The following is a 24,749-nucleotide window of genomic DNA, read 5'->3' as shown; positions in this document are numbered from 1 at the left end:
GGATATCCCCTAAGTTGAAAGCCGGTGAGGCAAAAACAAGCCGCCATTGTAGCCGACCAAGCCCCGACTTATCCACACGAAGGTTGTGCACCTCCCATGAAGAATCAGTGATTTATACGAAAAAAATACGACCAGCGGTCTGTGCGTAAGCTCTGTGGATAACCGGGTCTAAGGTCGTTGTACAAGTGGGGAGGAAACTCGGTGGATAACCACGCTGTGGATAAGTACCTCTTTCACACACAGCTTATCCGACAGCGCAGCACAGGGTTACCACCGTTTTCCACCGTAGTTGTCATTCTCTGTACATCACGACTTTAAAGGGCTGATGGCAGTTATCCACAGATGATCGTGCCCCTAGCTTTTATAAGCTTTACAGAAAAGCTTTAAATACTTTCCTTCTTAATTTCTATATCTAGCCAGGGAGCTCGGCAGGAAAAACGTCTGGAGATCTATTTATAAGGAAACGCTGGTTGGAAATTGACCTAGAGGCTTGCTTTCTCTAGAATCCCCGGTCTCTTAAAACGGGGGCCATTCCGGCCCGTTGTGGACGAACCAGGTAACACGACAATGAAACGTACTTTCCAACCAAGCACTATCAAACGCGCTCGTACCCACGGTTTCCGTGCTCGCATGGCTACCAAAAACGGTCGTGCCGTTCTGTCGCGTCGTCGCGCCAAAGGTCGTGCGCGTCTGGCAGTTTGATAAGCCGGCACTGGAGGTGAGTCAGGACTTCAGTCGGGAAAAGCGTCTGCTTACTCCCCGGCATTTCAAGGCAGTCTTTGACTCCCCTACCGGCAAGGTTCCGGGGAAAAACCTCCTGCTCCTTGCGCGCAACAACGATCTCGATCACCCCCGTCTCGGGCTGGTTATCGGGAAAAAGAGCGTAAAGCTCTCCGTCGAGCGCAATCGCCTCAAACGTCTGATGCGTGAATCGTTCCGTCTGAACCAGGACTCACTGGCCGGCTGGGACATCGTTATCGTCGCGCGCAAAGGTTTGGGTGACGTAGAAAACCCCGAATTGATTCAGCATTTCGGCAAACTCTGGAAGCGTCTGGCACGTAGCACGCCGGTACCAGCAGTCAAAACCGAAACTGTAGGGGTAGACAGTCCCGATGCGTAAACTGGCACTCGTTCCGATCCAGTTTTATCGCTATGCCATTAGTCCTCTGATGGCCAGTCACTGTCGTTTCTACCCCAGTTGTTCCTGCTACGCGTATGAAGCCATAGAAAATCATGGCCTTCTGCGCGGTGGCTGGCTGGCCTTTCGTCGTTTAGGTCGCTGTCATCCGTGGAATCCCGGTGGTTATGACCCGGTTCCATCTATCCCTACCTCCCGTTCTTCTTCGATGGCCGAGTAATCATGGATATCAAACGCACGATCCTGATCGTCGCCCTGGCAATCGTGTCCTACGTTATGGTTCTTAAATGGAACCAGGACTATGGCCAGGCTGCCCTGCCGACTCAGAATGTTGCTTCCAGTACTACCGCACCGGGCCTACCGGATACGGCGACTGGCAATAATGCTTCTGTCAGTGACGACATTCCACGCGCCGCAAGCGATACCAGTGCAACTGCACCTGCTGAAACACCAGTAGCTGCAAGCAAAGACCTCATCCAGATCAAAACGGATGTGCTCAACCTGGCAATCGATCCACAAGGTGGTGATGTTGCGCAGTTGACGCTGCCGCTGTATCCACGTCGCCAGGACCATCCGGAAATTCCATTCCAGTTGTTCGATAACGGCAACGAGCGGACTTATCTGGCTCAAAGCGGTTTGATCGGCACCGACGGTCCGGACGGAAGTCCTGCCGGTCGTCCGGTTTACTCCTCGGAGAAGAAGGTTTACCAACTGGCTGACGGTCAAGACCAATTGGTCGCAGACCTGAAGTTCAGCAAGGACGGCGTCAACTACATCAAGCGTTTCACCCTGAAACGTGGCCTGTATGACGTAACCGTTTCCTACCTGATCGATAACCAGAGTGCCAAACCCTGGTCCGGTGCAATGTTCGCGCAATTGAAGCGTGACGCCAGCTCCGATCCTTCTTCCAGCACTGCCACCGGCACCGCGACTTACCTGGGCGCCGCCCTGTGGACAAGTAACGAGCCGTACAAGAAAGTGTCCATGAAGGACATGGACAAGGCTCAGCTGAAAGAAACCGTTAACGGTGGTTGGGTTGCATGGTTGCAGCACTACTTCGTGACCGCGTGGATTCCGGCGAAAGGCGAGAACAACCTCGTCCAGACCCGTAAAGACAGCAAAGGCAACTACATCATCGGCTACACCGCACCGGCAATGACTGTCGCGCCAGGTGCAAAAGCCGAGACCAGCGCTGTTCTATACGCCGGTCCGAAAAGCCAGGCTGTGCTGAAAGAGTTGTCCCCAGGTCTGGAACTGACCGTCGACTACGGCATTCTGTGGTTCATTGCCCAGCCAATCTTCTGGCTGCTGCAACACATCCACGCGCTGGTCGGTAACTGGGGCTGGTCGATCATCTTCCTGACCATGCTGATCAAAGGGATCTTCTTCCCGCTGTCGGCTGCCAGCTACAAATCCATGGCGCGCATGCGTGCAGTGGCACCGAAACTGGCCGCGCTGAAAGAGCAACATGGCGACGACCGGCAGAAAATGTCGCAATCCATGATGGAGCTGTACAAGAAAGAGAAGATCAATCCGCTGGGTGGTTGCTTGCCAATCCTCGTGCAGATGCCGGTTTTCCTTTCGTTGTACTGGGTTCTGCTGGAAAGCGTTGAAATGCGCCAAGCGCCGTTCATGCTGTGGATTACTGACCTGTCGATCAAGGATCCGTTCTTCATTCTGCCGATCATCATGGGTGCAACCATGTTCATCCAGCAGCAGCTGAACCCGACTCCTCCGGATCCGATGCAGGCCAAGGTGATGAAGCTGATGCCAATCATCTTCACCTTCTTCTTCCTGTGGTTCCCGGCTGGTCTGGTGCTGTACTGGGTAGTGAACAACTGCCTGTCGATCGCCCAACAGTGGTACATCACTCGTAAGATCGAAGCAGCTACCAAAGCAGCTGCCTGATTTACACTGTGAATAACCACTCAAAACGCCCCCTAGTGGGGCGTTTTGCTATCTGTCACTTTTGTCTGGATAACGGTTTATGAGCGTTCCTCGTGAAACCATCGCCGCCGTCGCTACCGCTCAAGGTCGCGGCGGTGTGGGCATCGTCCGTATTTCCGGACCGCTGGCGAGTGTTGCGGCCAAGGCCTTCAGCGGTCGTGAACTCAAGCCAAGGTTTGCCCACTACGGCCCGTTCCTCAGTGAAAACGATGAGGTGCTGGATCAAGGCATCGCCCTGTATTTTCCGGGCCCTAACTCGTTCACCGGCGAAGATGTGCTGGAGCTCCAGGGCCACGGCGGTCCGATAGTTCTGGATATGCTGCTCAAGCGTTGCCTGGAACTGGGCTGTCGGTTGGCCCGGCCGGGTGAATTCAGCGAGCGCGCGTTCCTCAATGACAAACTCGACCTGGCTCAGGCCGAGGCGATTGCCGACTTGATCGAGGCGAGTTCTGCACAGGCTGCACGAAATGCCCTGCGTTCCTTGCAGGGCGCATTTTCCGAGCGTGTGCATAACCTCACCGAGCAACTGATTGGCCTGCGCATCTATGTCGAAGCGGCGATCGACTTCCCTGAAGAAGAAATCGACTTCCTCGCCGATGGTCATGTACTGAGCATGCTCGACAAAGTGCGTGACGAGTTATCCACCGTACTACGGGAAGCCGGGCAGGGTGCCTTGCTGCGTGACGGGATGACCGTGGTGATCGCCGGCCGGCCAAATGCCGGTAAATCCAGTCTGTTGAATGCACTGGCCGGTCGTGAAGCCGCGATCGTCACCGAGATTGCCGGCACCACCCGGGACATTCTTCGTGAACATATCCACATCGATGGTATGCCGCTGCACGTGGTCGACACCGCTGGTCTGCGAGATACCGACGACCAGGTAGAAAAAATCGGTGTCGAACGGGCGCTGAAAGCCATCGGCGAGGCTGACCGGGTGCTTTTGGTGGTCGATGCTACCGCTCCTGAGGCACTTGATCCGTTCGCGTTATGGCCTGAATTTCTGGAAATCCGTCCCGATCCGGCGAAAGTCACGCTGATCCGAAACAAGGCTGACCTCACGGGCGAAGCCATTGCCCTGGAAGTCAGCGAGGATGGCCACGTCACCATCAGCCTGAGCGCCAAGTCTGCAGGTGAAGGGCTGGAATTGCTGCGTGACCATCTCAAGGCCTGCATGGGCTACGAACAGACCTCGGAAAGCAGCTTCAGTGCTCGCAGGCGTCACCTTGAAGCGTTGCGTCACGCCAGTGCTTCCCTTGAGCACGGCCGTGCACAGCTGACCCTGGCGGGTGCCGGTGAACTGTTGGCCGAGGATTTGCGACAAGCCCAACACGCTTTGGGTGAAATCACCGGTGCATTCAGCTCCGATGACTTGCTGGGACGGATCTTTTCCAGTTTCTGTATCGGTAAATAGTCCTCCCGTTGTCCACAGACAGGCCATTCGTGCCTGTCTGTTCTCTCCTTTTCCTGAATTCTCTTCCAGTGCTGAGCAGATTCTTTCTGCTTGAGCGGAATTCCCGTGCCCTGGATTTGCTTATTCAGCAGTTTTCTGTGGATTAAGCCCTGTGAATAACTGCCACTAAGGGCAGTTGATAACAGGGCCTCAAAACTGAAGATAACCGCCCCTGTGGATAAGCACCCCTTTCATCCACAGGCTTAAACCGGTTATCCAAGGGCCTCCTTGGCACATGACCACAGGGTTTTGAATCTCTGTACATATTGAATATAAAGGCCTGTAGAGATCTATCCACAGAAATGTGCCTCAGTAGAAATAAACATAAAAACAAAGATTTAATAAATTTCTCTCTTTTTAATTTCTATAACCACGACTTCTCCACAGCTGGTTAAATTTTGTGCAAAGGGTTCTTTAGGAAGGGCGAAGTCCCTATACTTGCCGACCAGGTCCAAAAACCTGAGATCAACCTATTCCGGATTACCTAACTGAAGCAGGCACGAGGTGCGTGGTGGATTTCCCTTCCCGTTTTGAAGTGATCGTCATCGGCGGCGGTCATGCCGGTACCGAGGCAGCACTGGCCTCAGCACGTATGGGTGCAAAAACCCTGTTGCTGACGCATAACGTGGAAACCCTCGGTGCCATGAGTTGCAACCCCGCTATCGGTGGGATCGGCAAAAGCCATCTGGTCAAGGAAATCGATGCTCTCGGCGGCGCGATGGCCATTGCTACCGATAAAGGCGGTATCCAATTTCGCGTATTGAACAGCCGCAAAGGCCCGGCCGTGCGTGCAACCCGCGCTCAGGCTGATCGGGTTCTGTACAAGGCCGCTGTCCGCGAAATACTGGAAAACCAGCCGAACCTGTGGATATTTCAACAGGCTGCCGACGACCTGATCGTCGAGCAGGAACAAGTGCGCGGTGTTGTCACCCAAATGGGCCTGCGTTTCTTAGCGGATTCCGTGGTGTTGACCACTGGCACCTTCCTCGGTGGACTTATCCACATCGGAATGCAGAACTTTTCCGGTGGCCGTGCCGGTGATCCGCCGTCGATTGCCCTGGCTCACCGTCTGCGTGAATTGCCACTGCGTGTCGGTCGCCTGAAAACCGGTACGCCACCGCGTATCGACGGCCGTTCTGTGGATTTCTCGGTGATGACCGAGCAAGCCGGCGATACACCGATCCCGGTGATGTCGTTCATGGGTTCCAAAGAGCAGCATCCGAAACAGGTCAGCTGCTGGATTACCCACACCAACGCCCGTACCCACGAAATCATTGCCGCCAACCTTGATCGTTCGCCGATGTATTCCGATGCCGGTGTGATCGAAGGTATCGGCCCGCGTTACTGCCCGTCGATCGAAGACAAGATCCATCGCTTTGCCGACAAGGAAAGCCATCAGGTCTTCATCGAACCGGAAGGCCTGACGACCAACGAGCTGTACCCCAACGGGATATCCACATCCCTGCCGTTCGACGTGCAACTGCAGATCGTGCAATCGATCCGCGGCATGGAAAACGCGCACATCGTTCGTCCGGGTTACGCCATCGAATACGACTACTTCGACCCGCGTGACCTGAAGTACAACCTGGAAACCAAAGTCATCGGCGGTCTGTTCTTCGCCGGGCAAATCAATGGCACCACCGGTTACGAAGAAGCCGGCGCCCAGGGTTTGCTGGCCGGGGCCAACGCCGCACTGCGTGCTCAAGGCAAAGATGCCTGGTGCCCGCGTCGCGACGAGGCGTACATCGGGGTGTTGGTCGACGACCTGATTACCCTGGGTACCCAGGAACCGTATCGGATGTTCACGTCCCGCGCCGAATACCGCCTGATCCTGCGCGAAGACAACGCCGACCTGCGCTTGACCGAAAAAGGTCGCGAACTGGGTCTGGTGGATGACGCGCGTTGGGCAGCGTTCTGCACCAAACGCGAAAGCATCACGCTGGAAGAGCAACGCCTGAAAAGTACCTGGGTTCGCCCGGGCACCGAGCAAGGCGATGCTATTTCCGAAAAGTTCGGCACGCCGCTGACCCACGAATACAACTTGCTCAACCTGCTGAGCCGTCCGGAAATCGACTACGCTGGTCTGATCGCAGTGACTGGTGGCGGCGCAGAAGATCCACAAGTCGCCGAGCAGGTCGAAATCAAGACCAAATACGCCGGTTACATCGATCGCCAGCAGGATGAAATCGCACGGCTGCGGGCCAGCGAAGACACAAAACTGCCTGTGGATATCGATTACACGAACATTTCCGGTCTCTCCAAAGAGATCCAGAGCAAGCTCGGTGCGACCCGTCCAGAGACTTTGGGCCAGGCGTCGCGTATCCCGGGTGTGACGCCGGCAGCGATTTCGCTGTTGATGATTCATTTGAAAAAACGCGGCGCGGGCCGTCAGTTGGAGCAAAGCGCTTGAGTTCGTTGGTCACCTCGCAACACGCAGAAGAGTTATCCACAGGTGCTCGCCAGCTCGGTGTCACGCTGACAGAAACCCAGCATGCCCAGCTGCTGGGTTATCTGGCCCTGTTGATAAAATGGAACAAGGCTTACAACCTGACTGCCGTACGCGATCCGGATGAAATGGTTTCCCGTCACTTGCTCGATAGTTTGAGCGTGATGTCGTTCGTCGAAAACGGTCGCTGGCTGGACGTTGGCAGCGGTGGTGGCATGCCGGGTATTCCGTTGGCCATCCTGTTTCCAGAGTCCCAAGTGACCTGCCTGGACAGCAACGGCAAGAAAACCCGCTTCCTGACCCAGGTCAAACTCGAACTCAAACTGGATAACCTGCAAGTTATCCACAGTCGCGTCGAAGCTTTTCAGCCTGATCAGCCATTCAACGGGATCATCTCCCGGGCGTTCAGCAGCATGGAGAACTTCAGCAACTGGACTCGCCACCTCGGCGACACCGAAACACGTTGGCTGGCAATGAAGGGCGTTCATCCCGCCGATGAGCTGGTAGCATTGCCGGCAGACTTCCACCTCGATAGCGAACACGCCCTGGCCGTACCCGGTTGCCAAGGCCAACGCCATCTGCTGATACTGCGCCGCACGGCATGATTGGGAACACAAGCAAGAATGGCTAAGGTATTCGCGATAGCGAACCAAAAGGGTGGTGTGGGCAAGACCACCACCTGCATCAACCTCGCAGCTTCCCTGGTCGCTACCAAGCGCCGGGTGCTGTTGATCGATCTCGATCCACAGGGCAACGCCACCATGGGTAGCGGTGTGGATAAACACGGCCTGGAAAACTCGGTCTATGACCTGCTGATCGGCGAATGCGATCTGGCCCAGGCCATGCACTATTCCGAGCACGGTGGTTACCAACTGCTGCCGGCCAACCGCGACCTGACCGCGGCCGAAGTGGTTCTGCTGGAAATGCAGATGAAGGAAAGCCGCCTGCGCAGCGCGCTGGCGCCGATCCGTGAAAACTACGATTACATTTTGATCGACTGTCCGCCGTCGTTGTCGATGCTCACGCTGAACGCTTTGGTCGCTGCTGATGGGGTGATTATCCCCATGCAGTGCGAGTACTTCGCGCTCGAAGGTTTGAGCGACCTTGTGGATAACATCAAGCGCATCGCTGAGTTGCTGAACCCGAACCTGAAAGTCGAAGGCCTGTTGCGGACCATGTATGACCCGCGCCTGAGCCTGATGAACGATGTTTCGGCGCAGCTCAAGGAACACTTCGGCGAGCAGCTCTACGACACGGTGATTCCGCGCAACATCCGCCTGGCCGAAGCGCCAAGCTACGGCATGCCGGCGCTGGCGTATGACAAATCATCGCGGGGCGCCATTGCCTATCTGGCATTGGCGGGCGAGATGGTTCGTCGTCAACGCAAAAACTCACGCACTGCCGCTGCTCAGGCAACTTAAGGAATCCCCATGGCCGTCAAGAAACGAGGTCTCGGACGTGGACTGGATGCACTGCTGAGTGGTCCGACTGTCAGCTCGCTGGAAGAACAAGCGGTGCAGGCTGATCAGCGTGAGCTGCAGCACCTGCCCCTGGACCTGATTCAGCGCGGCAAGTACCAGCCGCGTCGGGACATGGACCCTCAGGCGCTGGAAGAGCTGGCGCAGTCGATCAAGGCTCAGGGCGTGATGCAGCCGATCGTGGTTCGTCCGATTGGCAGCGGCCGCTTCGAAATCATCGCCGGTGAACGCCGCTGGCGCGCCAGCCAGCAGGCTGGCCAGGAAACCATCCCGGCGATGGTTCGCGATGTACCGGATGAAACCGCAATCGCCATGGCGCTGATCGAGAACATCCAGCGCGAAGACCTCAACCCGATCGAAGAAGCGGTTGCGTTGCAGCGTTTGCAGCAGGAATTCCAGCTGACGCAGCAACAAGTGGCCGAAGCGGTGGGCAAGTCCCGCGTGACCGTGGCCAACCTGCTACGCTTGATCGCGTTGCCGGAAGTCATCAAAACCATGCTGTCCCACGGCGACCTGGAAATGGGTCATGCCCGTGCTTTGCTCGGTTTACCGGAAAATCAACAGGTTGAAGGGGCGCGACACGTTGTCGCACGGGGGCTGACTGTACGCCAGACTGAAGCACTGGTTCGCCAGTGGTTGAGTGGCAAACAGGAACCTGCTGAACCGGTAAAGCCGGACCCGGATATCGCTCGACTCGAACAGCGTCTGGCTGAGCGCCTAGGCTCTGCGGTGCAGATTCGCCACGGGAAAAAGGGGAAGGGGCAGTTGGTGATCGGTTACAACTCCCTCGATGAGCTTCAAGGTGTACTTGCACACATTCGCTGAAACATTTCCTCATGTAGCGTGCAGTCGGAAATCACTACCTGACAGTTGAATAGGGGCAGAACCGCCCCTATACTCTGCGCGCATTTTGTCGGCACAAATTATGCCAAGTTATTGAATTCTGGCAGCCGATCATTGGGGAGCAAAACGATGGAAAGCCGCACGCCAAACCGCTTGCCGTTCCATCGCCTGGCAGTTTTTCCGGTCTTACTGGCTCAATTTGTCGTTTTGGTACTGGCCGCTTTGGCGCTCTGGTACTGGCATGGAGTCGTAGCCGGGTACTCAGGACTCTGCGGAGGCCTGATAGCCTTGCTACCCAATGTTTATTTCGCTCACAGGGCATTTCGGTTTTCCGGCGCCCGAGCAGCTCAAGCCATCGTCCGGTCTTTTTATGCCGGCGAGGCGGGCAAACTAATTTTGACGGCAGTGCTCTTTGCATTGACGTTTGCAGGTGTGAAGCCATTGGCGCCGCTAGCTGTATTCGGCGTCTTCGTGTTGACCCAACTGGTCAGCTGGTTCGCGCCCCTGCTGATGAGAACAAGACTTTCGAGACCTTAGGGCGTTTGAGGCAACCATGGCAGAGACAACCGCTTCGGGCTATATCCAGCACCACTTGCAGAACCTGACCTTCGGTCAGCACCCAACTGGCGGGTGGGGTTTTGCCCACACCGCAGCAGAAGCCAAAGAAATGGGCTTCTGGGCTTTCCACGTCGATACTCTCGGCTGGTCGGTCGCGTTGGGTCTGATTTTCGTTCTTCTTTTCCGCATGGCGGCAAAGAAGGCGACTTCCGGTCAGCCTGGCGGCTTGCAGAACTTCGTCGAGGTTCTGATCGAGTTCGTCGACAGCAGCGTGAAAGATACCTTTCACGGCCGTAATCCATTGATCGCACCATTGGCGCTGACGATTTTTGTCTGGGTGTTCCTGATGAACGCCGTCGACCTGGTTCCGGTCGACTGGATTCCGAAAGTGGCTGCCTTCATTACCGGCGACCCGCATCTGGTCTTCCGTGCTGTTCCAACCACTGACCCGAACGCGACCCTGGGTATGTCCCTGTCGGTGTTCGCGTTGATCATTTTCTACAGCATCAAGGTCAAGGGTATCGGCGGCTTCATCGGCGAACTGACCCTGCACCCTTTCGGCAGCAAGAACATCTTCGTTCAAGCCCTGCTGATCCCGGTGAACTTCCTGCTGGAGTTCGTGACACTGGTTGCCAAGCCAATCTCCCTGGCACTGCGTCTGTTCGGCAACATGTACGCCGGCGAACTGGTCTTCATTCTGATTGCTGTGATGTTCGGCAGCGGTCTGCTCTGGCTTAGCGGCCTGGGCATTGTTCTGCAGTGGGCGTGGGCTGTGTTCCACATCCTGATCATCACCCTGCAGGCGTTTATCTTCATGATGCTGACCATCGTTTACTTGTCGATGGCGCACGAAGAGAACCATTAAGACCAGTCTCGACTAGTCTGATGTCCCACTCGGTCAAACGAGTGGGTGCCCGAACAGGGCTATGAAACGATTTGTTTTACCGCTTTAAAATCTAAAAAACCTAAACCATACGACGTAAAAGTCGGGAGGAAAGATGGAAACTGTAGTTGGTCTAACCGCTATCGCTGTTGCACTGTTGATCGGCCTGGGCGCACTGGGTACCGCAATTGGTTTCGGCCTGTTGGGCGGCAAGTTCCTGGAAGGCGCAGCGCGTCAGCCAGAGATGGTTCCAATGCTGCAAGTCAAAATGTTCATCGTTGCCGGTCTGCTCGACGCCGTAACCATGATCGGTGTTGGTATCGCTCTGTTCTTCACCTTCGCGAACCCATTCGTTGGTCAACTCGCTGGCTAATTACTCGAACCTTCGAGTAATTGGTGTGATGTGCAACGAACGAGCGAGGTGTTGGCGTGAACATTAATGCAACCCTGATTGGCCAGTCCGTTGCGTTCTTCATTTTTGTACTGTTTTGCATGAAGTTCGTGTGGCCTCCGGTCATCGCGGCTTTGCACGAACGTCAGAAGAAGATCGCGGATGGACTGGATGCTGCCAGCCGAGCAGCTCGCGACCTGGAGTTGGCCCAAGAGAAAGCGGGTCATCAACTGCGCGAAGCAAAAGCTCAGGCAGCTGAAATCATTGAGCAAGCCAAGAAACGCGGTAACCAGATCGTCGATGAGGCTGTTGAAAAAGCCCGTATCGACGCTGACCGTGTGAAGGTTCAGGCTCAGGCCGAGATCGAGCAGGAACTGAACAGTGTCAAAGACGCGCTGCGTGCCCAATTGGGTGCTCTGGCCGTTGGCGGCGCCGAGAAGATCCTGGGTGCCACAATCGATCAAAACGCGCACGCGGAGCTGGTAAACAAACTGGCTGCTGAAATTTAAGCGAGGGCGATCATGGCAGAATTGACCACGTTGGCCCGACCTTACGCTAAGGCAGCCTTCGAGCACGCCCAGGCCCACCAGCAACTGGCCTCTTGGTCAGCCATGCTCGGCCTGGCTGCAGCAGTGTCGCAAGACGACACTATGCAGCGCGTGCTCAAGGCCCCGCGACTGACGAGCGCAAACAAGGCCACCACGTTTATTGACGTGTGTGGCGACAAGTTCGATGCCAAGGCACAGAATTTCATTCACGTCGTTGCCGAAAACGACCGTCTCCCGCTTTTGCCGGAGATCGCCGCTCTGTTTGACCTGTACAAGGCCGAACAAGAGAAATCGGTAGACGTGGACGTAACCAGTGCTTTTGCATTGAACCAAGAACAGCAAGACAAACTCGCCAAGGTTCTCAGTGCACGGCTCGGCCGGGAAGTGCGACTGCACGCTGCGGAGGATGCCACCCTCATTGGTGGTGTCATCATCCGCGCCGGCGACCTGGTAATCGATGGCTCGATTCGCGGCAAACTCGCGAACCTTGCCGAAGCATTGAAATCTTGAGTTTGAAGGGGCAGCAGAGCAATGCAGCAACTCAATCCTTCCGAAATAAGTGAAATTATCAAGGGCCGCATCGACAAGCTCGATGTGACCTCCCAAGCCCGTAACGAAGGCACTGTCGTCAGCGTATCTGACGGTATCGTGCGGATTCACGGTCTGGCCGACGTAATGTACGGCGAGATGATCGAGTTTCCGGGCGGCGTCTTCGGTATGGCTCTCAACCTGGAGCAAGACTCTGTAGGTGCCGTTGTATTGGGCTCTTACCAGTCTCTGGCTGAAGGCATGAGCGCCAAGTGCACTGGCCGCATCCTCGAAGTTCCGGTTGGTAAGGAACTGCTGGGTCGCGTAGTCGACGCACTGGGTAACCCAGTTGACGGCAAAGGTCCGCTGAACAACACCGAGACCGATGCGGTCGAGAAAGTTGCTCCAGGCGTGATCTGGCGTAAGTCGGTAGACCAGCCTGTACAGACTGGCTACAAGGCTGTCGATGCCATGATTCCTGTCGGCCGTGGCCAGCGTGAGCTGATCATCGGTGACCGTCAGATCGGTAAAACCGCTCTGGCGATCGACGCGATCATCAACCAGAAAAACAGCGGTATTTTCTGCGTCTACGTAGCGATCGGTCAGAAACAATCGACCATCGCTAACGTGGTTCGCAAGCTGGAAGAAAACGGCGCACTGGCTAACACCATCGTCGTTGCCGCGAGCGCTTCGGAATCTGCAGCACTGCAATTCCTGGCACCGTACTCCGGTTGCACCATGGGTGAATTCTTCCGCGACCGCGGTGAAGACGCGCTGATCGTTTATGACGATCTGTCCAAGCAAGCAGTGGCTTACCGCCAGATTTCCCTGCTGCTGCGCCGTCCACCAGGCCGTGAAGCTTACCCAGGCGACGTGTTCTATCTCCACTCCCGTCTGCTGGAGCGCGCATCCCGCGTTTCGGAAGAATACGTAGAGAAGTTCACCAACGGCGCAGTGACCGGCAAAACCGGTTCCCTGACCGCACTGCCGATCATCGAAACCCAGGCTGGCGACGTTTCCGCGTTCGTTCCGACCAACGTGATTTCCATCACCGACGGTCAGATCTTCCTGGAATCGGCCATGTTCAACTCCGGGATCCGTCCTGCTGTGAACGCCGGTGTTTCGGTATCCCGTGTGGGTGGTGCCGCTCAGACCAAGATCATCAAGAAGCTCTCCGGTGGTATCCGTACCGCTCTGGCTCAGTACCGTGAACTGGCGGCATTCGCCCAGTTCGCTTCTGACCTGGACGAAGCGACCCGTAAGCAACTTGAGCATGGTCAGCGCGTTACCGAGCTGATGAAGCAGAAGCAATACGCACCAATGTCGATCGCTGACATGGCGCTGTCGCTGTATGCCGCTGAGCGTGGGTTCCTGACTGACGTTGAAATCGCCAAGATCGGCAGCTTCGAACAAGCGCTGATTGCTTTCTTCAACCGCGATCACGCCGAATTGATGGCGAAGATCAACGTGAAGGGTGACTTCAATGACGAAATCGACGCTGGCATGAAAGCCGGTATCGAGAAGTTCAAGGCCACCCAAACCTGGTAAGCCGCAGCGGGAGCCGCAAGGCTCCCGCTTGCTAACCTGATAGGTGTTACATGGCAGGCGCAAAAGAGATTCGCAGTAAGATTGCGAGCATCAAAAGCACGCAAAAGATTACCAGCGCCATGGAAAAAGTGGCGGTCAGTAAAATGCGCAAGGCACAAATGCGCATGGCTGCTAGCCGTCCTTACGCGGAGCGCATCCGCCAGGTTATTGGTCATTTGGCCAACGCCAACCCGGAATATCGCCACCCCTTCATGATCGAGCGTGAAATCAAGCGCGTCGGTTATGTCGTAGTGAGCAGTGACCGTGGTCTGTGTGGTGGCTTGAACACCAACCTGTTCAAGGCCCTGGTCAAGGACATGGCGGTAAACCGCGAAAACGGCGTCGAGATCGATCTGTGTGTTGTTGGTAGCAAGGGTGCGGCTTTCTTCCGCAACTTCGGCGGCAACGTCGTTGCAGCTATCAGCCACCTGGGTGAAGAGCCGTCGATCAATGATCTGATTGGCAGCGTCAAGGTGATGCTGGATGCCTACCTGGACGGCCGTATTGATCGCCTGTCCGTGGTGTCCAACAAGTTCATCAACACCATGACGCAACAGCCTACTGTGGAGCAGTTGATTCCACTGGAGGCAACCCCGGATCAATCGCTCAAGCACCACTGGGACTATCTCTACGAACCGGATGCCAAAGAGCTGCTTGACGGCTTGATGGTCCGTTACGTCGAGTCGCAGGTCTACCAGGCGGTGGTCGAGAACAACGCGGCTGAACAAGCTGCGCGGATGATCGCGATGAAGAACGCTACCGACAACGCCGGTGATTTGATCAGCGATTTGCAGCTGGTCTACAACAAGGCGCGTCAGGCTGCGATCACCCAAGAGATCTCGGAAATCGTCGGCGGCGCTGCCGCGGTTTAACGGTTCAAATATTCAGAGGATCCAGCTATGAGTAGCGGACGTATCGTTCAAATCATCGGCGCCGTTATCGACGTGGAATTTCCACGCGACAGCGTACCGAGCATCTATAACGCGCTGTTGGTACAAAGCGCGGCAGGGACCACTCTGGAAGTTCAGCAACAGCTGGGCGACGGCGTGGTTCGTACCATTGCGATGGGTTCCACCGAAGGCTTGAAGCGCGGTCTGGAAGTCAAGGACTCTGGCGCAGCCATCTCCGTACCGGTCGGTAAAGCGACCCTGGGCCGGATCATGGACGTTCTGGGCAACCCGATCGACGAAGCTGGCCCGATTGACACCGAAGAGCGCTGGGGCATTCACCGTCCTGCGCCAACCTTCGCTGAACAAGCTGGCGGCAACGACCTGCTGGAAACCGGCATCAAGGTTATCGACCTGGTTTGCCCGTTCGCCAAGGGTGGTAAAGTCGGTCTGTTCGGTGGTGCCGGTGTAGGCAAAACCGTAAACATGATGGAACTGATCCGTAACATCGCCATCGAGCACAGCGGTTATTCCGTGTTCGCCGGTGTGGGTGAGCGTACTCGTGAGGGTAACGACTTCTACCACGAGATGAAGGATTCCAACGTTCTGGACAAAGTGGCACTGGTTTACGGTCAGATGAACGAGCCGCCGGGTAACCGTCTGCGCGTAGCACTGACCGGCCTGACCATGGCCGAGAAGTTCCGTGACGAAGGTAACGACGTTCTGCTGTTCGTCGACAACATCTATCGTTACACCCTGGCCGGTACTGAAGTATCCGCACTGCTGGGCCGTATGCCTTCCGCAGTAGGTTACCAGCCGACCCTGGCCGAAGAGATGGGTACTCTGCAAGAGCGTATCACTTCGACCAAAAACGGTTCGATCACCTCGATCCAAGCGGTATACGTACCTGCGGATGACTTGACTGACCCGTCGCCAGCGACCACTTTCGCCCACTTGGACGCCACTGTCGTTCTGTCCCGTGACATCGCTTCCCTGGGTATCTACCCAGCGGTCGATCCACTCGACTCGACTTCGCGCCAGCTGGACCCGAACGTAATCGGCCAGGACCACTACGACACCGCTCGCGGCGTACAGTATGTTCTGCAACGTTACAAAGAACTGAAGGACATCATTGCGATCCTGGGTATGGACGAGCTGTCGGAATCCGACAAGCAGTTGGTAAACCGTGCTCGTAAGATCCAGCGTTTCTTGTCGCAGCCGTTCTTCGTGGCTGAAGTCTTCACCGGTGCTTCGGGTAAATACGTTTCCCTGAAAGACACCATTGCTGGCTTCAAAGGCATCCTCAACGGTGACTACGACCACCTGCCAGAACAAGCGTTCTACATGGTCGGCGGCATCGAAGAAGCGATCGAGAAAGCCAAGAAACTGTAATCCCGGCGCCCGGCAACGGGCGCTAATTTAGGTTGAGGCAATCAGATGGCTATGACAGTCCATTGCGATATCGTCAGTGCGGAAGGGGAAATCTTCTCCGGCCTGGTCGAGATGGTGGTTGCGCACGGTGCACTGGGTGATCTTGGTATCGCTCTGGGTCACGCGCCGCTGATCACTAATCTCAAGCCGGGCCCGATCCGCCTGATCAAGCAGGGCGGGGAAGAGGAGGTGTATTACATCTCCGGCGGTTTCCTCGAGGTTCAGCCGAACATGGTCAAGGTACTTGCCGACACTGTGCAACGTGCTGCCGACCTGGACGAAGCCTCCGCTCAGGAAGCCGTTAAGGCTGCCGAGAAGGCCTTGCATGACCGTGGTGCAGAATTCGATTACGGTTCTGCTGCCGCACGTCTGGCCGAGGCTGCAGCTCAGCTGCGCACCGTCCAGCAGATCCGCAAGAAGTTCGGCCACTAATAGGCCACCGCTTGTTGTGCGATTGATTAAAAAGGGTAGCCTCGGCTACCCTTTTTTCTTTTTAGATATTCAAAACCTGGTCGCAGCCGCTGACCTCCCAGGATTGGTAGCCAGTCATGTCTTTAGAAATCGTTATCCTCGCTGCTGGTCAAGGCACTCGCATGCGTTCGGCACTGCCGAAAGTTCTGCATCCGATTGCCGGCAACTCGATGCTCGGCCATGTTATCCACAGCGCCCGGCAACTTGATCCACAGCGCATCCACGTAGTGATCGGCCATGGCGCCGATGCAGTGCGCGAGCGTCTGGCGGCTGATGATCTGAATTTCGTCCTGCAGGACAAACAGCTTGGGACTGGTCACGCGGTTGCTCAAGCGGTGCCTTTCATTGAGTCCGACACCGTCCTGATTCTTTATGGTGACGTGCCATTGATCGAAGTCGAGACCCTGCAGCGTCTGCTCAAGCAAGTAGCGCCGCAGCAACTGGGTTTGCTGACCGTAGAACTGGACGACCCGACCGGCTATGGCCGCATCGTCCGCAACGCCGACGGCAAAGTAACAGCCATCGTCGAGCAGAAAGACGCCAACGAAGCCGAACGAGCGATCACTGAAGGCAACACCGGCATTCTGGCACTGCCGTTCGCGCAATTGGCTGGCTGGATGAGCCGGCTTTCGAACAACAACGCCCAGGGTGAGTACTACCTGACCGACGTGATCGCGATGGCAGTCAGCGACGGTCTGGTGGTGGCCACCGAGCAACCGCATGACGCCATGGAAGTGCAGGGCGCCAACGACCGCAAGCAGCTTTCCGAGCTTGAGCGTCACTATCAGCTGCGCGCCGGTCGTCGGTTGATGGCCCAGGGCGTGACCCTGCGTGACCCGGCTCGTTTCGATGTGCGCGGTGAAATCACCGTCGGCCGCGACGTGCTGATCGACATCAACGTGATCCTCGAAGGCAAGGTCGTTATCGAGGACGACGTGGTGATCGGCCCGAACTGCGTGATCAAGGACAGCACCCTGCGCAAAGGTGTGGTGATCAAGGCCAACAGCCACATCGAAGGCGCGATTCTCGGCGAAGGCAGCGATGCCGGCCCGTTCGCTCGTTTGCGTCCAGGTACTGTGCTGGAAGCACGAGCGCATGTGGGTAACTTTGTTGAGCTGAAGAACGCTCATCTCGGCGAGGGCGCCAAGGCCGGTCATCTGACCTATCTGGGTGATGCCGAGATCGGCGCGCGTACCAACATCGGCGCGGGCACCATCACCTGCAACTACGATGGCGCCAATAAGTGGAAAACCGTGCTGGGTGAAGATGTGTTCATCGGTTCCAACAACTCGTTGGTTGCGCCTGTGGATATCTCTTCGGGTGCAACCACGGCGGCGGGTTCGACCATTACGCAGAATGTGGATAACGCGCAGTTGGCCGTGGGTCGTGCGCGGCAGAAGAATATCGATGGCTGGAAGCGGCCTGAGAAAATCAAGAAGAGCTGAGTTATCCACAGATTGAAAGATCAAAAGATCGCAGCCTTCGGCAGCTCCTACAGAGTGAACACGAACTCCCTGTAGGAGCTGCCGCAGGCTGCGATTTTTTTTGGTTATCCACAGGTCTTTTTATCGGCCTACGCTTGACGAAGTTTCGCCAATAGGTTTTTATTGCTTTCGTTATCTTTCGAATCGAAACTTGCCAAGCCATGTCGAAACGCAATACACCTCAACGCCGTCACAACATCCTCGCCTTGCTCAATGAGCAGGGCGAAGTCAGTGTGGATGAGCTGGCCAAGCGCTTCGAAACGTCGGAAGTTACGATCCGCAAGGATCTCGCGGCGCTTGAGACCAATGGTTTGCTGCTGCGCCGTTATGGCGGAGCGATTACCCTGCCTCAAGAGCTGGTGGCCGATCTTGGTCAGCCGGTGTCCAAATACAAACAGGCTATCGCCCGCGCCGCCGTTACGCGGATTCGCGAGCATGCGCGGATCATCATCGACAGCGGCAGCACCACGGCGGCGATGATTCCAGAACTCGGCCAGCAGCCGGGCCTGGTCGTGATGACCAACTCCCTGCATGTCGCCAATGCCTTGAGCGAACTTGAGCATGAGCCGGTGCTGTTGATGACCGGCGGCACCTGGGACCCGCATTCCGAGTCCTTTCAGGGGCAGGTGGCCGAGCAGGTACTACGCTCTTACGATTTCGACCAGTTGTTCATCGGTGCCGACGGCATCGACCTGGTTCGCGGTACCACCACCTTCAACGAACTGCTGGGGCTGAGCCGAGTCATGGCTGAAGTCGCCCGGGAAGTGGTTGTCATGGTGGAGGCCGACAAGATCGGCCGCAAGATCCCCAACCTGGAGCTGCCCTGGAGCAGCGTCCATACCCTTATTACCGATGATCGCCTGCCGCTTGAGGCACGGGATCAGATACAGGCCCGCGGAATCAACTTGATCCTCGCGGCTGTCAGTCAGGAGAAATAGCATGTGTGGAATTGTCGGCGCAGTCGCAGAACGTAACATCACCGCCATCCTGCTCGAAGGCCTGAAGCGCCTGGAATACCGTGGCTATGACAGTGCAGGTGTAGCGGTCTTCACCAATGACCAAAAGCTTGAGCGTCTGCGACGTCCGGGCAAGGTCAGTGAATTGGAACTGGCGCTGGCCGAAGAACCGCTGGTCGGTCGTCTGGGTATCGCCCACACCCGCTGGGCCACTCACGGTGCGCCGTGCGAGCGCAACGCTCACCCGCATTTCTCCGGTGATCTGGCGGTGGTGCACAACGGCATCATCGAGAACCACGAAGCCCTGCGCGAGCAACTGAAAGCCTTGGGTTATGTGTTCACTTCCGACACCGACACTGAAGTCATTGCTCACCTGTTGAACCACAAACTCAAGGATCTACCTGATCTGACCGTGGCCCTGAAAGCGACTGTCAAAGAACTGCACGGTGCTTACGGCTTGGCGGTCATCAGCGCGCAGCAACCGGATCGTCTGGTCGCGGCCCGCAGCGGCAGCCCGTTGGTCATCGGTCTGGGCATGGGTGAAAACTTCCTGGCTTCCGATCAGTTGGCCCTGCGCCAGGTCACTGACCGCTTCATGTACCTGGAAGAAGGCGATATCGCCGAACTTCGCCGCGACAGCGTGCAGATCTGGGACGTGAGCGGCCAAGTCGTCGAACGTGAGTCGGTGCAGTACCGCGATGGTGCCGAAGCCGCCGACAAGGGCAAATTCCGCCACTTCATGCTCAAGGAAATTCACGAGCAACCGGCTGTGGTGCAGCGCACTCTGGAAGGTCGCATTAGCCAGAATCAAGTGCTGGTGCAAGCGTTCGGTCCACAAGCTGCCGAGCTGTTCGCCAAAGTGCGTAACGTGCAGATCGTCGCGTGCGGCACCAGTTACCACGCCGGCATGGTTGCCCGTTACTGGCTCGAAGAACTGGCCGGTATCCCGTGCCAGGTCGAAGTCGCCAGCGAGTTCCGCTACCGCAAGGTAGTGGTGCAGGCCGACACGCTATTCGTGACCATCTCCCAGTCCGGTGAAACCGCCGACACCCTGGCAGCCCTGCGCAACGCCAAGGAGTTGGGTTACCTCGCCAGCCTGGCGATTTGCAACGTCGGCATCAGCTCGTTGGTGCGTGAATCCGATCTGACTCTGCTGACCCAGGCCGGTCGCGAAATCGGCGTGGCCTCGACCAAAGCCTTTACCACTCAGTTGGTCGGTCTGCTGCTGCTGACTCTGTCCTTGGGTCAGGTTCACGGCACGTTGGCCAAAGGCGTCGAAGCCACATTGGTTGAAGAGCTGCGTCGCCTGCCGACCCGCCTCGGCGAAGCCCTGGCCATGGACGGCACCGTCGAAAAAATCGCCGAGCTGTTCGCCGAGAAAAACCACACCCTGTTCCTCGGTCGTGGTGCGCAATTCCCGGTGGCGATGGAAGGAGCGCTCAAGCTCAAGGAAATCTCCTACATTCACGCTGAAGCCTATCCGGCTGGCGAGCTGAAACACGGTCCGTTGGCGCTTGTGGATAACGACATGCCAGTGGTCACCGTGGCACCGAACAACGAGCTGCTGGAGAAGTTGAAATCCAACCTCCAGGAAGTCCGCGCCCGGGGTGGCGAGCTGATCGTCTTCGCGGACGAACAAGCTGGCATGACCAATGGCGAAGGCACGCACGTTGTGCAAATGCCACACATCCACGACATCCTGTCGCCGATCCTCTACACCATTCCGCTGCAGTTGCTCTCGTATTACGTTGCTGTGTTGAAGGGCACCGACGTTGACCAACCGCGTAACCTGGCGAAGTCGGTGACGGTGGAATAAGTTATCCACAGGTGATGGAAACATTAAAAATCGCAGCCTACGGTTGCGATTTTTTTTATCTGAATTGAGGACACGCCCTTCTGGAGGCTTCATGGCTGTTGAATTATTCACAGCACTCAATTGGCTGGAACCAATCATGCCATCGTTTCCCGCTGAAACTCTTGAACAAGCGGCTCGGTATTTTGACGTCTGATAGCTGAACTATCCTGATATAGGTTTCATTTGTCGTGGGAGCGTGATGGGAGCATTTGGTGATAATCGCTCTAGCGCCCGCCGAAAACCTTCCACTTTGGCTGTATCTCCTCGAGTTCTGTGGGTAATGACGCCATAGGCATAAGGAAGTAAACCTTCCAGCCAATCTCGTGGGTGGATTTCTACACTGTTCTCCAATGTCGACACGACCCAGTCGGGCAGCCACGACATATCGCGGTCCGAGAAGTTGACTTCGCCTGCGACCAGCAACGCCAGCGTGGTACGCAGCGAAGACTTGTCCTTCAATAATCTCTCTTGCAGCGCTTGGCAAGCGTCCGGGTCATCCAGTAACACGCGAAGATCGTTGGGTTTGCTCAGCTTCAGCGAGGCTGGAAGCAGCGCAGACAAGGCCGGTAACGAGTCCATCCAGCGTTTTTGCACCTCCAAATCAATTCCGACGAAATCCAGCGCCGGAGGCACAAGCGTCGCGTAACGGATAACCGTAGGTGTCAGGTAGCGCAGGCGAAGGCTCATGATGTCCATAAAGAGCCGGTCACTTGCGCATAAAGACTCCAGGGCCGGTGCGGTGCGCGTAGTGATTGATGGAGGTGGGCCGATAATGAACGTCGCATTGCGTCGGTGTGGCAGGTAATGAATGTCGCCCCAGCTGTCGTTCAGGCAGTGTGCTAGCCAAGCCTGGGGCGTAGGGCCGTTGAACGGGTCCAGATTCATGGGGACGCCAAAACCGTTGAACACCACATGACCGAGGGGATTGAGGCGGCTCTTCAATAGTTGGTGGAACCCGTGATCAAACACTATCGGGGTATAACCGCTCTGGGTGTAGAGGTCGACAATAATGACGTCGTACCGGTCGGGGGTGACGTCCAGGAAGTGCGCGGCATCGGCGACCACACTGTCAAAGACGATATTCGCTGCAAGTCGGTTCCGGTTGTCGAGGCTGCGCGAGAATGCGGTCTCGTCCAGATCAACGGCCAACAGACTGGCCACTCTCGTGCTGGCTGCGATCGGCGTCAGCGCCACACCGTCCGAAAGCCCCAGCATCAGAACCGAGATTCGATCCTTGGACGGATCCCCCAGGAAACCGGTACATCCCATGTCATCATAATATTGGCCGCAGAAGATCTGTTCATGTCGAGCAGACTCAGGTCGATCCTTGAAGTCCGGCATGGTGAAAGGCAACTCCATTTGTAATAGGCGGGGGGACGGCGAGGCGCGTCAGTGCGCAAACGCTTCAGGGTATTTGTCCAGGTAGGCATCATTGAGCTGCGTATCCGGGGAACGCATGAAAGTTTTGAAATCGGGTACCAGAAAGACCAGCAGAGACAACAGCAACACCATGGCGCCCAGCAGCGTGATTGTTAGTGCGACCCCCAGATAGGCGATTAGGGTGTTCATCGCAAAACTGCCCAAGGGGCTGGCCGCCGCAGACAGAAATGAAACCGTGGCAAAAATCCGGTTGCGATGGAGCTTGGGCGTCGCCAGCAGCCTCACTGCGGAGGTGGGGATGTTGATCAACATCAGGCCTACGCCGCCGCAGAAAAAGGCTGCGGGTACGATGAACGACGATGAAACGGTGCCGACAACCACCAGGTTGCACCCTAGTAATGCAAAACCTGCGGACACACACATGTCACGGGGAACCCGGTCGGATAACCAGCCGATGATCTTGTAACTGCCCGCCAGAATGCCCAGCCCGAAGCATGAATCCAGAAGACCGATGTAAGTGACCGGGTAATGGATGACGTCCTTTACGTACAGTGGAATCAGAATGGTAAAGAACGGAAACAGGGCAAAGTTGATCAGCATTGCAATGATGGCCAGGTAAAACTCGACTTTCACTCCGTAAACCACTTTGAAACCGGAATAGATCATGCTGAAGCCGCTGGCAACCGGGGCTTTTTCGCCTTGGCCGGTGGCACCGATGTGGCTCGGGATGGTCGCGATCAACGCCCCGGCGATGAGAATCGCAAAAAAATCGGCAGCAAAGGCGAACGTGATACCGAACCCGTAAATCAACCCACTGGCCAGTACCGGCCCCAGCAGAATCGAAAAGGACGACATCACGCTTTTGGTCCGAAAGGCCAGGGAGACTTTATCGTCGTCTGCGAACAAAGGAATGATCGACGCTTGGAGAGGGTCGCGCACTCCGACGATCGCACTGCTGATCATCATCAGCGCGCCCACCGTCCAGGGGTTGAACGACCCCGTGGCGGAAAGCACCACCATCAACAGCGCTGTCAGCAGGCTGATCCATGAGGCCAGCTTGATGATCAGGATTTTGTTGTACTTGTCCCCCAGCCATCCCAACAGTGGTTTGGCTAACACCTCCGCCGCAATGGAACAGGCAATCATGTTGGCGAAGTAGAGCGCAGAGCCTGTTTCCTGCAAGGCCCACCAGGCCACCGCCAGTTGATTGCACCGTCCCCCCAGAACCATAAGCAAAAAGCTGAATTGCACTTTCAGCAGACGCCGGTCGATGCCGGGAAAGCCCCACGTAATGCCTGAAAAATTTGCACTCATTGACGTACCTTTGATCCAGATAGGGCGACTGTGAAAGCAAAGGCGTTCAAGAAACGACCGGGTGACGCTCATCAGGGTAGATCGAGAGATATCGCTCGATGCCTCCCTCAAGGCTATAGAGTTCCGCTTCGTGGGCGACGCTGCGAACTGCCAGTAGGGCTGCCTTGCTCCTGACACCGGATTTGCAATAGAAAACGATACGGCGGGTGGTATCGAGCTCTTCCTGGCGCTTGATGATGTCTTTGAGTGGAATCAGTCCGCCGCCCAGCGAACCTTGATGATGCTCGCTGATGTCGCGCACATCGACCAATTGAAATGGCGCTTGTGTCGCTATCCAGTCATGCAGTGTGTCGGGTGACAGCCAGTCGCTGTCGCGCCACGCAGGTGTGGTCGTGGCGCCAAGTGTTCTAGCAGGGGGCCGGCTCCGTGTTTTTTTGTTGATGCTCAACAGGTGGAAAGTGTTGTCCAGGCCGTCGATAGACAACAATTGCCCGCTCAATGGCTCCCCGGCACGGAGGATGAGCTTGAGTACTTCATTGGCTTGAAAGCAACCGAGCAAACCAGGTATGACGCCAAGAACTCCCGCTTCCGAGCAGTTTTGTGTCAAGTGCGGTGGAGGCGGTGTTTCGAACAGATCCCTGAAGCAGGGCCCCCGTTGTTGGGTGTGTCGGTTGTAATAATTAAATACCGACACCTGCCCTTCGAACTGACTGATCGAGGCATAGACCATTGGTTTTTCGCACTCGATACAGGCGTCACTGATGAGGTATTTGGCGCCGAAGTTATCAGTGGCGTCGACGATGATGTCGTATTCCGCCAGCAGCGACAGGACATTGTCCGGGTTCAGCGTCGTCGCAACGGTGTGGACGACGATGTCGGGGTTCAACTGGTTGATGCGGCGCTTGGCTGCCAACACTTTCAGTTCGCCTACATCGGCAATCGAATAGAGAATTTGTCGGTGCAGATTGCTCACGTCGACGATGTCGTTATCAATGATGCCGATCGTCCCGACGCCAGCACCTGCCAGATACAGGAGTACCGGGCAGCCTAGCCCCCCGGCGCCGACCACCAGCACCTTGCTGTCGTTGAGACGCTGCTGCCCCACAGCACCGATCTCGCTGAGGATTATCTGGCGGGCGTAACGGGAGGTGTCCGTCTTCAGGTTGCATTGCAT

At 56.4% G+C, this 24,749-nt stretch carries 24 protein-coding genes; 21 read left to right on the top strand and 3 right to left on the bottom strand.

Annotation, left to right across the window (positions count from 1 at the left end):
- Positions 1 to 567 precede the first annotated feature (567 nt).
- From rpmH to glmS, 21 genes are all read left to right on the top strand, one after another.
- Entirely contained in the window at positions 568 to 702 is a 135-nt protein-coding gene (rpmH, locus tag AC3IUE_RS32490) for a 50S ribosomal protein L34 (RefSeq protein ID WP_003213577.1), read from the top strand.
- A gap of 16 nt (positions 703 to 718) precedes the next feature.
- Positions 719 to 1,120 carry a ribonuclease P protein component gene (rnpA, locus tag AC3IUE_RS32485; RefSeq protein WP_031319201.1) on the top strand — a complete coding sequence of 134 codons (402 nt, stop codon included), beginning with the start codon at positions 719 to 721 and terminating at the stop codon, positions 1,118 to 1,120.
- Entirely contained in the window at positions 1,113 to 1,358 is a 246-nt protein-coding gene (yidD, locus tag AC3IUE_RS32480; RefSeq protein ID WP_074872215.1) for a membrane protein insertion efficiency factor YidD, read from the top strand. Before rnpA ends, yidD begins: the two co-directional genes overlap by 8 nt.
- A gap of 2 nt (positions 1,359 to 1,360) precedes the next feature.
- The gene (yidC, locus tag AC3IUE_RS32475; protein ID WP_056738508.1) at positions 1,361 to 3,046 is read left to right on the top strand and encodes a membrane protein insertase YidC; all 1,686 of its coding nucleotides are present in this window, start codon (positions 1,361 to 1,363) and stop codon (positions 3,044 to 3,046) included.
- 79 nt (positions 3,047 to 3,125) lie between these two features.
- Positions 3,126 to 4,496, top strand: a complete 1,371-nt coding sequence (mnmE, locus tag AC3IUE_RS32470) for a tRNA uridine-5-carboxymethylaminomethyl(34) synthesis GTPase MnmE (protein WP_033059689.1) — start codon at positions 3,126 to 3,128, stop codon at positions 4,494 to 4,496.
- A gap of 550 nt (positions 4,497 to 5,046) precedes the next feature.
- Positions 5,047 to 6,945, top strand: a complete 1,899-nt coding sequence (gene mnmG, locus AC3IUE_RS32465) for a tRNA uridine-5-carboxymethylaminomethyl(34) synthesis enzyme MnmG (protein ID WP_489264822.1) — start codon at positions 5,047 to 5,049, stop codon at positions 6,943 to 6,945.
- Positions 6,942 to 7,586, top strand: coding sequence for a 16S rRNA (guanine(527)-N(7))-methyltransferase RsmG (gene rsmG, locus AC3IUE_RS32460; protein WP_033059687.1), 645 nt, complete (start codon positions 6,942 to 6,944; stop codon positions 7,584 to 7,586). The genes mnmG and rsmG overlap by 4 nt, the downstream gene beginning before the upstream one ends.
- An 18-nt stretch (positions 7,587 to 7,604) precedes the next feature.
- Positions 7,605 to 8,402, top strand: coding sequence for a ParA family protein (locus tag AC3IUE_RS32455; RefSeq protein WP_008155709.1), 798 nt, complete (start codon positions 7,605 to 7,607; stop codon positions 8,400 to 8,402).
- Positions 8,403 to 8,411: 9 nt separating this feature from the next.
- The gene (locus tag AC3IUE_RS32450) at positions 8,412 to 9,284 is read left to right on the top strand and encodes a ParB/RepB/Spo0J family partition protein (protein ID WP_008027541.1); all 873 of its coding nucleotides are present in this window, start codon (positions 8,412 to 8,414) and stop codon (positions 9,282 to 9,284) included.
- Positions 9,285 to 9,431: 147 nt separating this feature from the next.
- Positions 9,432 to 9,839, top strand: a complete 408-nt coding sequence (locus tag AC3IUE_RS32445; RefSeq protein WP_007948092.1) for a F0F1 ATP synthase subunit I — start codon at positions 9,432 to 9,434, stop codon at positions 9,837 to 9,839.
- A 16-nt stretch (positions 9,840 to 9,855) separates the two neighbouring features.
- Entirely contained in the window at positions 9,856 to 10,725 is an 870-nt protein-coding gene (gene atpB / locus AC3IUE_RS32440; RefSeq protein ID WP_046044926.1) for a F0F1 ATP synthase subunit A, read from the top strand.
- 133 nt (positions 10,726 to 10,858) lie between these two features.
- Positions 10,859 to 11,116 (top strand): F0F1 ATP synthase subunit C, encoded by a 258-nt coding sequence (gene atpE, locus AC3IUE_RS32435; protein WP_002555987.1) that lies wholly within the window; start codon positions 10,859 to 10,861, stop codon positions 11,114 to 11,116.
- Between the two features lie 56 nt (positions 11,117 to 11,172).
- Positions 11,173 to 11,643, top strand: a complete 471-nt coding sequence (locus AC3IUE_RS32430) for a F0F1 ATP synthase subunit B (RefSeq protein ID WP_046044927.1) — start codon at positions 11,173 to 11,175, stop codon at positions 11,641 to 11,643.
- 12 nt (positions 11,644 to 11,655) lie between these two features.
- On the top strand, positions 11,656 to 12,192 hold the full coding sequence (locus tag AC3IUE_RS32425) for a F0F1 ATP synthase subunit delta (protein WP_033059683.1): 537 nt from the start codon (positions 11,656 to 11,658) through the stop codon (positions 12,190 to 12,192).
- Positions 12,193 to 12,213: 21 nt separating this feature from the next.
- Entirely contained in the window at positions 12,214 to 13,758 is a 1,545-nt protein-coding gene (gene atpA, locus AC3IUE_RS32420; RefSeq protein WP_033059681.1) for a F0F1 ATP synthase subunit alpha, read from the top strand.
- 50 nt (positions 13,759 to 13,808) lie between these two features.
- Complete coding sequence (gene atpG, locus AC3IUE_RS32415) at positions 13,809 to 14,669, top strand: F0F1 ATP synthase subunit gamma (protein WP_033059680.1); 861 nt, start codon at positions 13,809 to 13,811, stop codon at positions 14,667 to 14,669.
- 27 nt (positions 14,670 to 14,696) lie between these two features.
- Entirely contained in the window at positions 14,697 to 16,076 is a 1,380-nt protein-coding gene (gene atpD, locus AC3IUE_RS32410) for a F0F1 ATP synthase subunit beta (RefSeq protein WP_056738513.1), read from the top strand.
- A 45-nt stretch (positions 16,077 to 16,121) separates the two neighbouring features.
- Positions 16,122 to 16,547 (top strand): F0F1 ATP synthase subunit epsilon, encoded by a 426-nt coding sequence (locus tag AC3IUE_RS32405; RefSeq protein WP_008155716.1) that lies wholly within the window; start codon positions 16,122 to 16,124, stop codon positions 16,545 to 16,547.
- A gap of 116 nt (positions 16,548 to 16,663) precedes the next feature.
- Positions 16,664 to 18,031 carry a bifunctional UDP-N-acetylglucosamine diphosphorylase/glucosamine-1-phosphate N-acetyltransferase GlmU gene (gene glmU, locus AC3IUE_RS32400; protein WP_056738515.1) on the top strand — a complete coding sequence of 456 codons (1,368 nt, stop codon included), beginning with the start codon at positions 16,664 to 16,666 and terminating at the stop codon, positions 18,029 to 18,031.
- 200 nt (positions 18,032 to 18,231) lie between these two features.
- A complete protein-coding gene (locus AC3IUE_RS32395; RefSeq protein WP_415758534.1) occupies positions 18,232 to 19,008 on the top strand; it encodes a DeoR/GlpR family DNA-binding transcription regulator in 777 nt (258 codons plus the stop codon).
- Between the two features lies 1 nt (position 19,009).
- Positions 19,010 to 20,842, top strand: coding sequence for a glutamine--fructose-6-phosphate transaminase (isomerizing) (glmS, locus tag AC3IUE_RS32390; protein WP_489264815.1), 1,833 nt, complete (start codon positions 19,010 to 19,012; stop codon positions 20,840 to 20,842).
- 201 nt (positions 20,843 to 21,043) lie between these two features.
- On the opposite strand, the gene AC3IUE_RS32385 is transcribed toward glmS, so the two are convergent.
- From AC3IUE_RS32385 to moeB, 3 genes are read right to left on the bottom strand one after another with little or no spacing between them, the layout of a single operon-like run.
- Positions 21,044 to 22,222, bottom strand: a complete 1,179-nt coding sequence (locus AC3IUE_RS32385) for a spermidine synthase (protein WP_489264813.1) — start codon at positions 22,220 to 22,222, stop codon at positions 21,044 to 21,046.
- Between the two features lie 48 nt (positions 22,223 to 22,270).
- Positions 22,271 to 23,647: an MFS transporter gene (locus tag AC3IUE_RS32380; protein WP_489264811.1), complete on the bottom strand. Its 1,377-nt coding sequence runs from the start codon at positions 23,645 to 23,647 to the stop codon at positions 22,271 to 22,273.
- Complete coding sequence (gene moeB / locus AC3IUE_RS32375; RefSeq protein ID WP_489264809.1) at positions 23,622 to 24,749, bottom strand: molybdopterin-synthase adenylyltransferase MoeB; 1,128 nt, start codon at positions 24,747 to 24,749, stop codon at positions 23,622 to 23,624. Before moeB ends, AC3IUE_RS32380 begins: the two co-directional genes overlap by 26 nt.

This window comes from Pseudomonas sp. GL_093 (genome assembly GCF_057837605.1).
The sequence above is the reverse complement of the archived record's forward strand: the minus strand, read 5'-3'. Positions and strand labels throughout refer to the sequence as shown.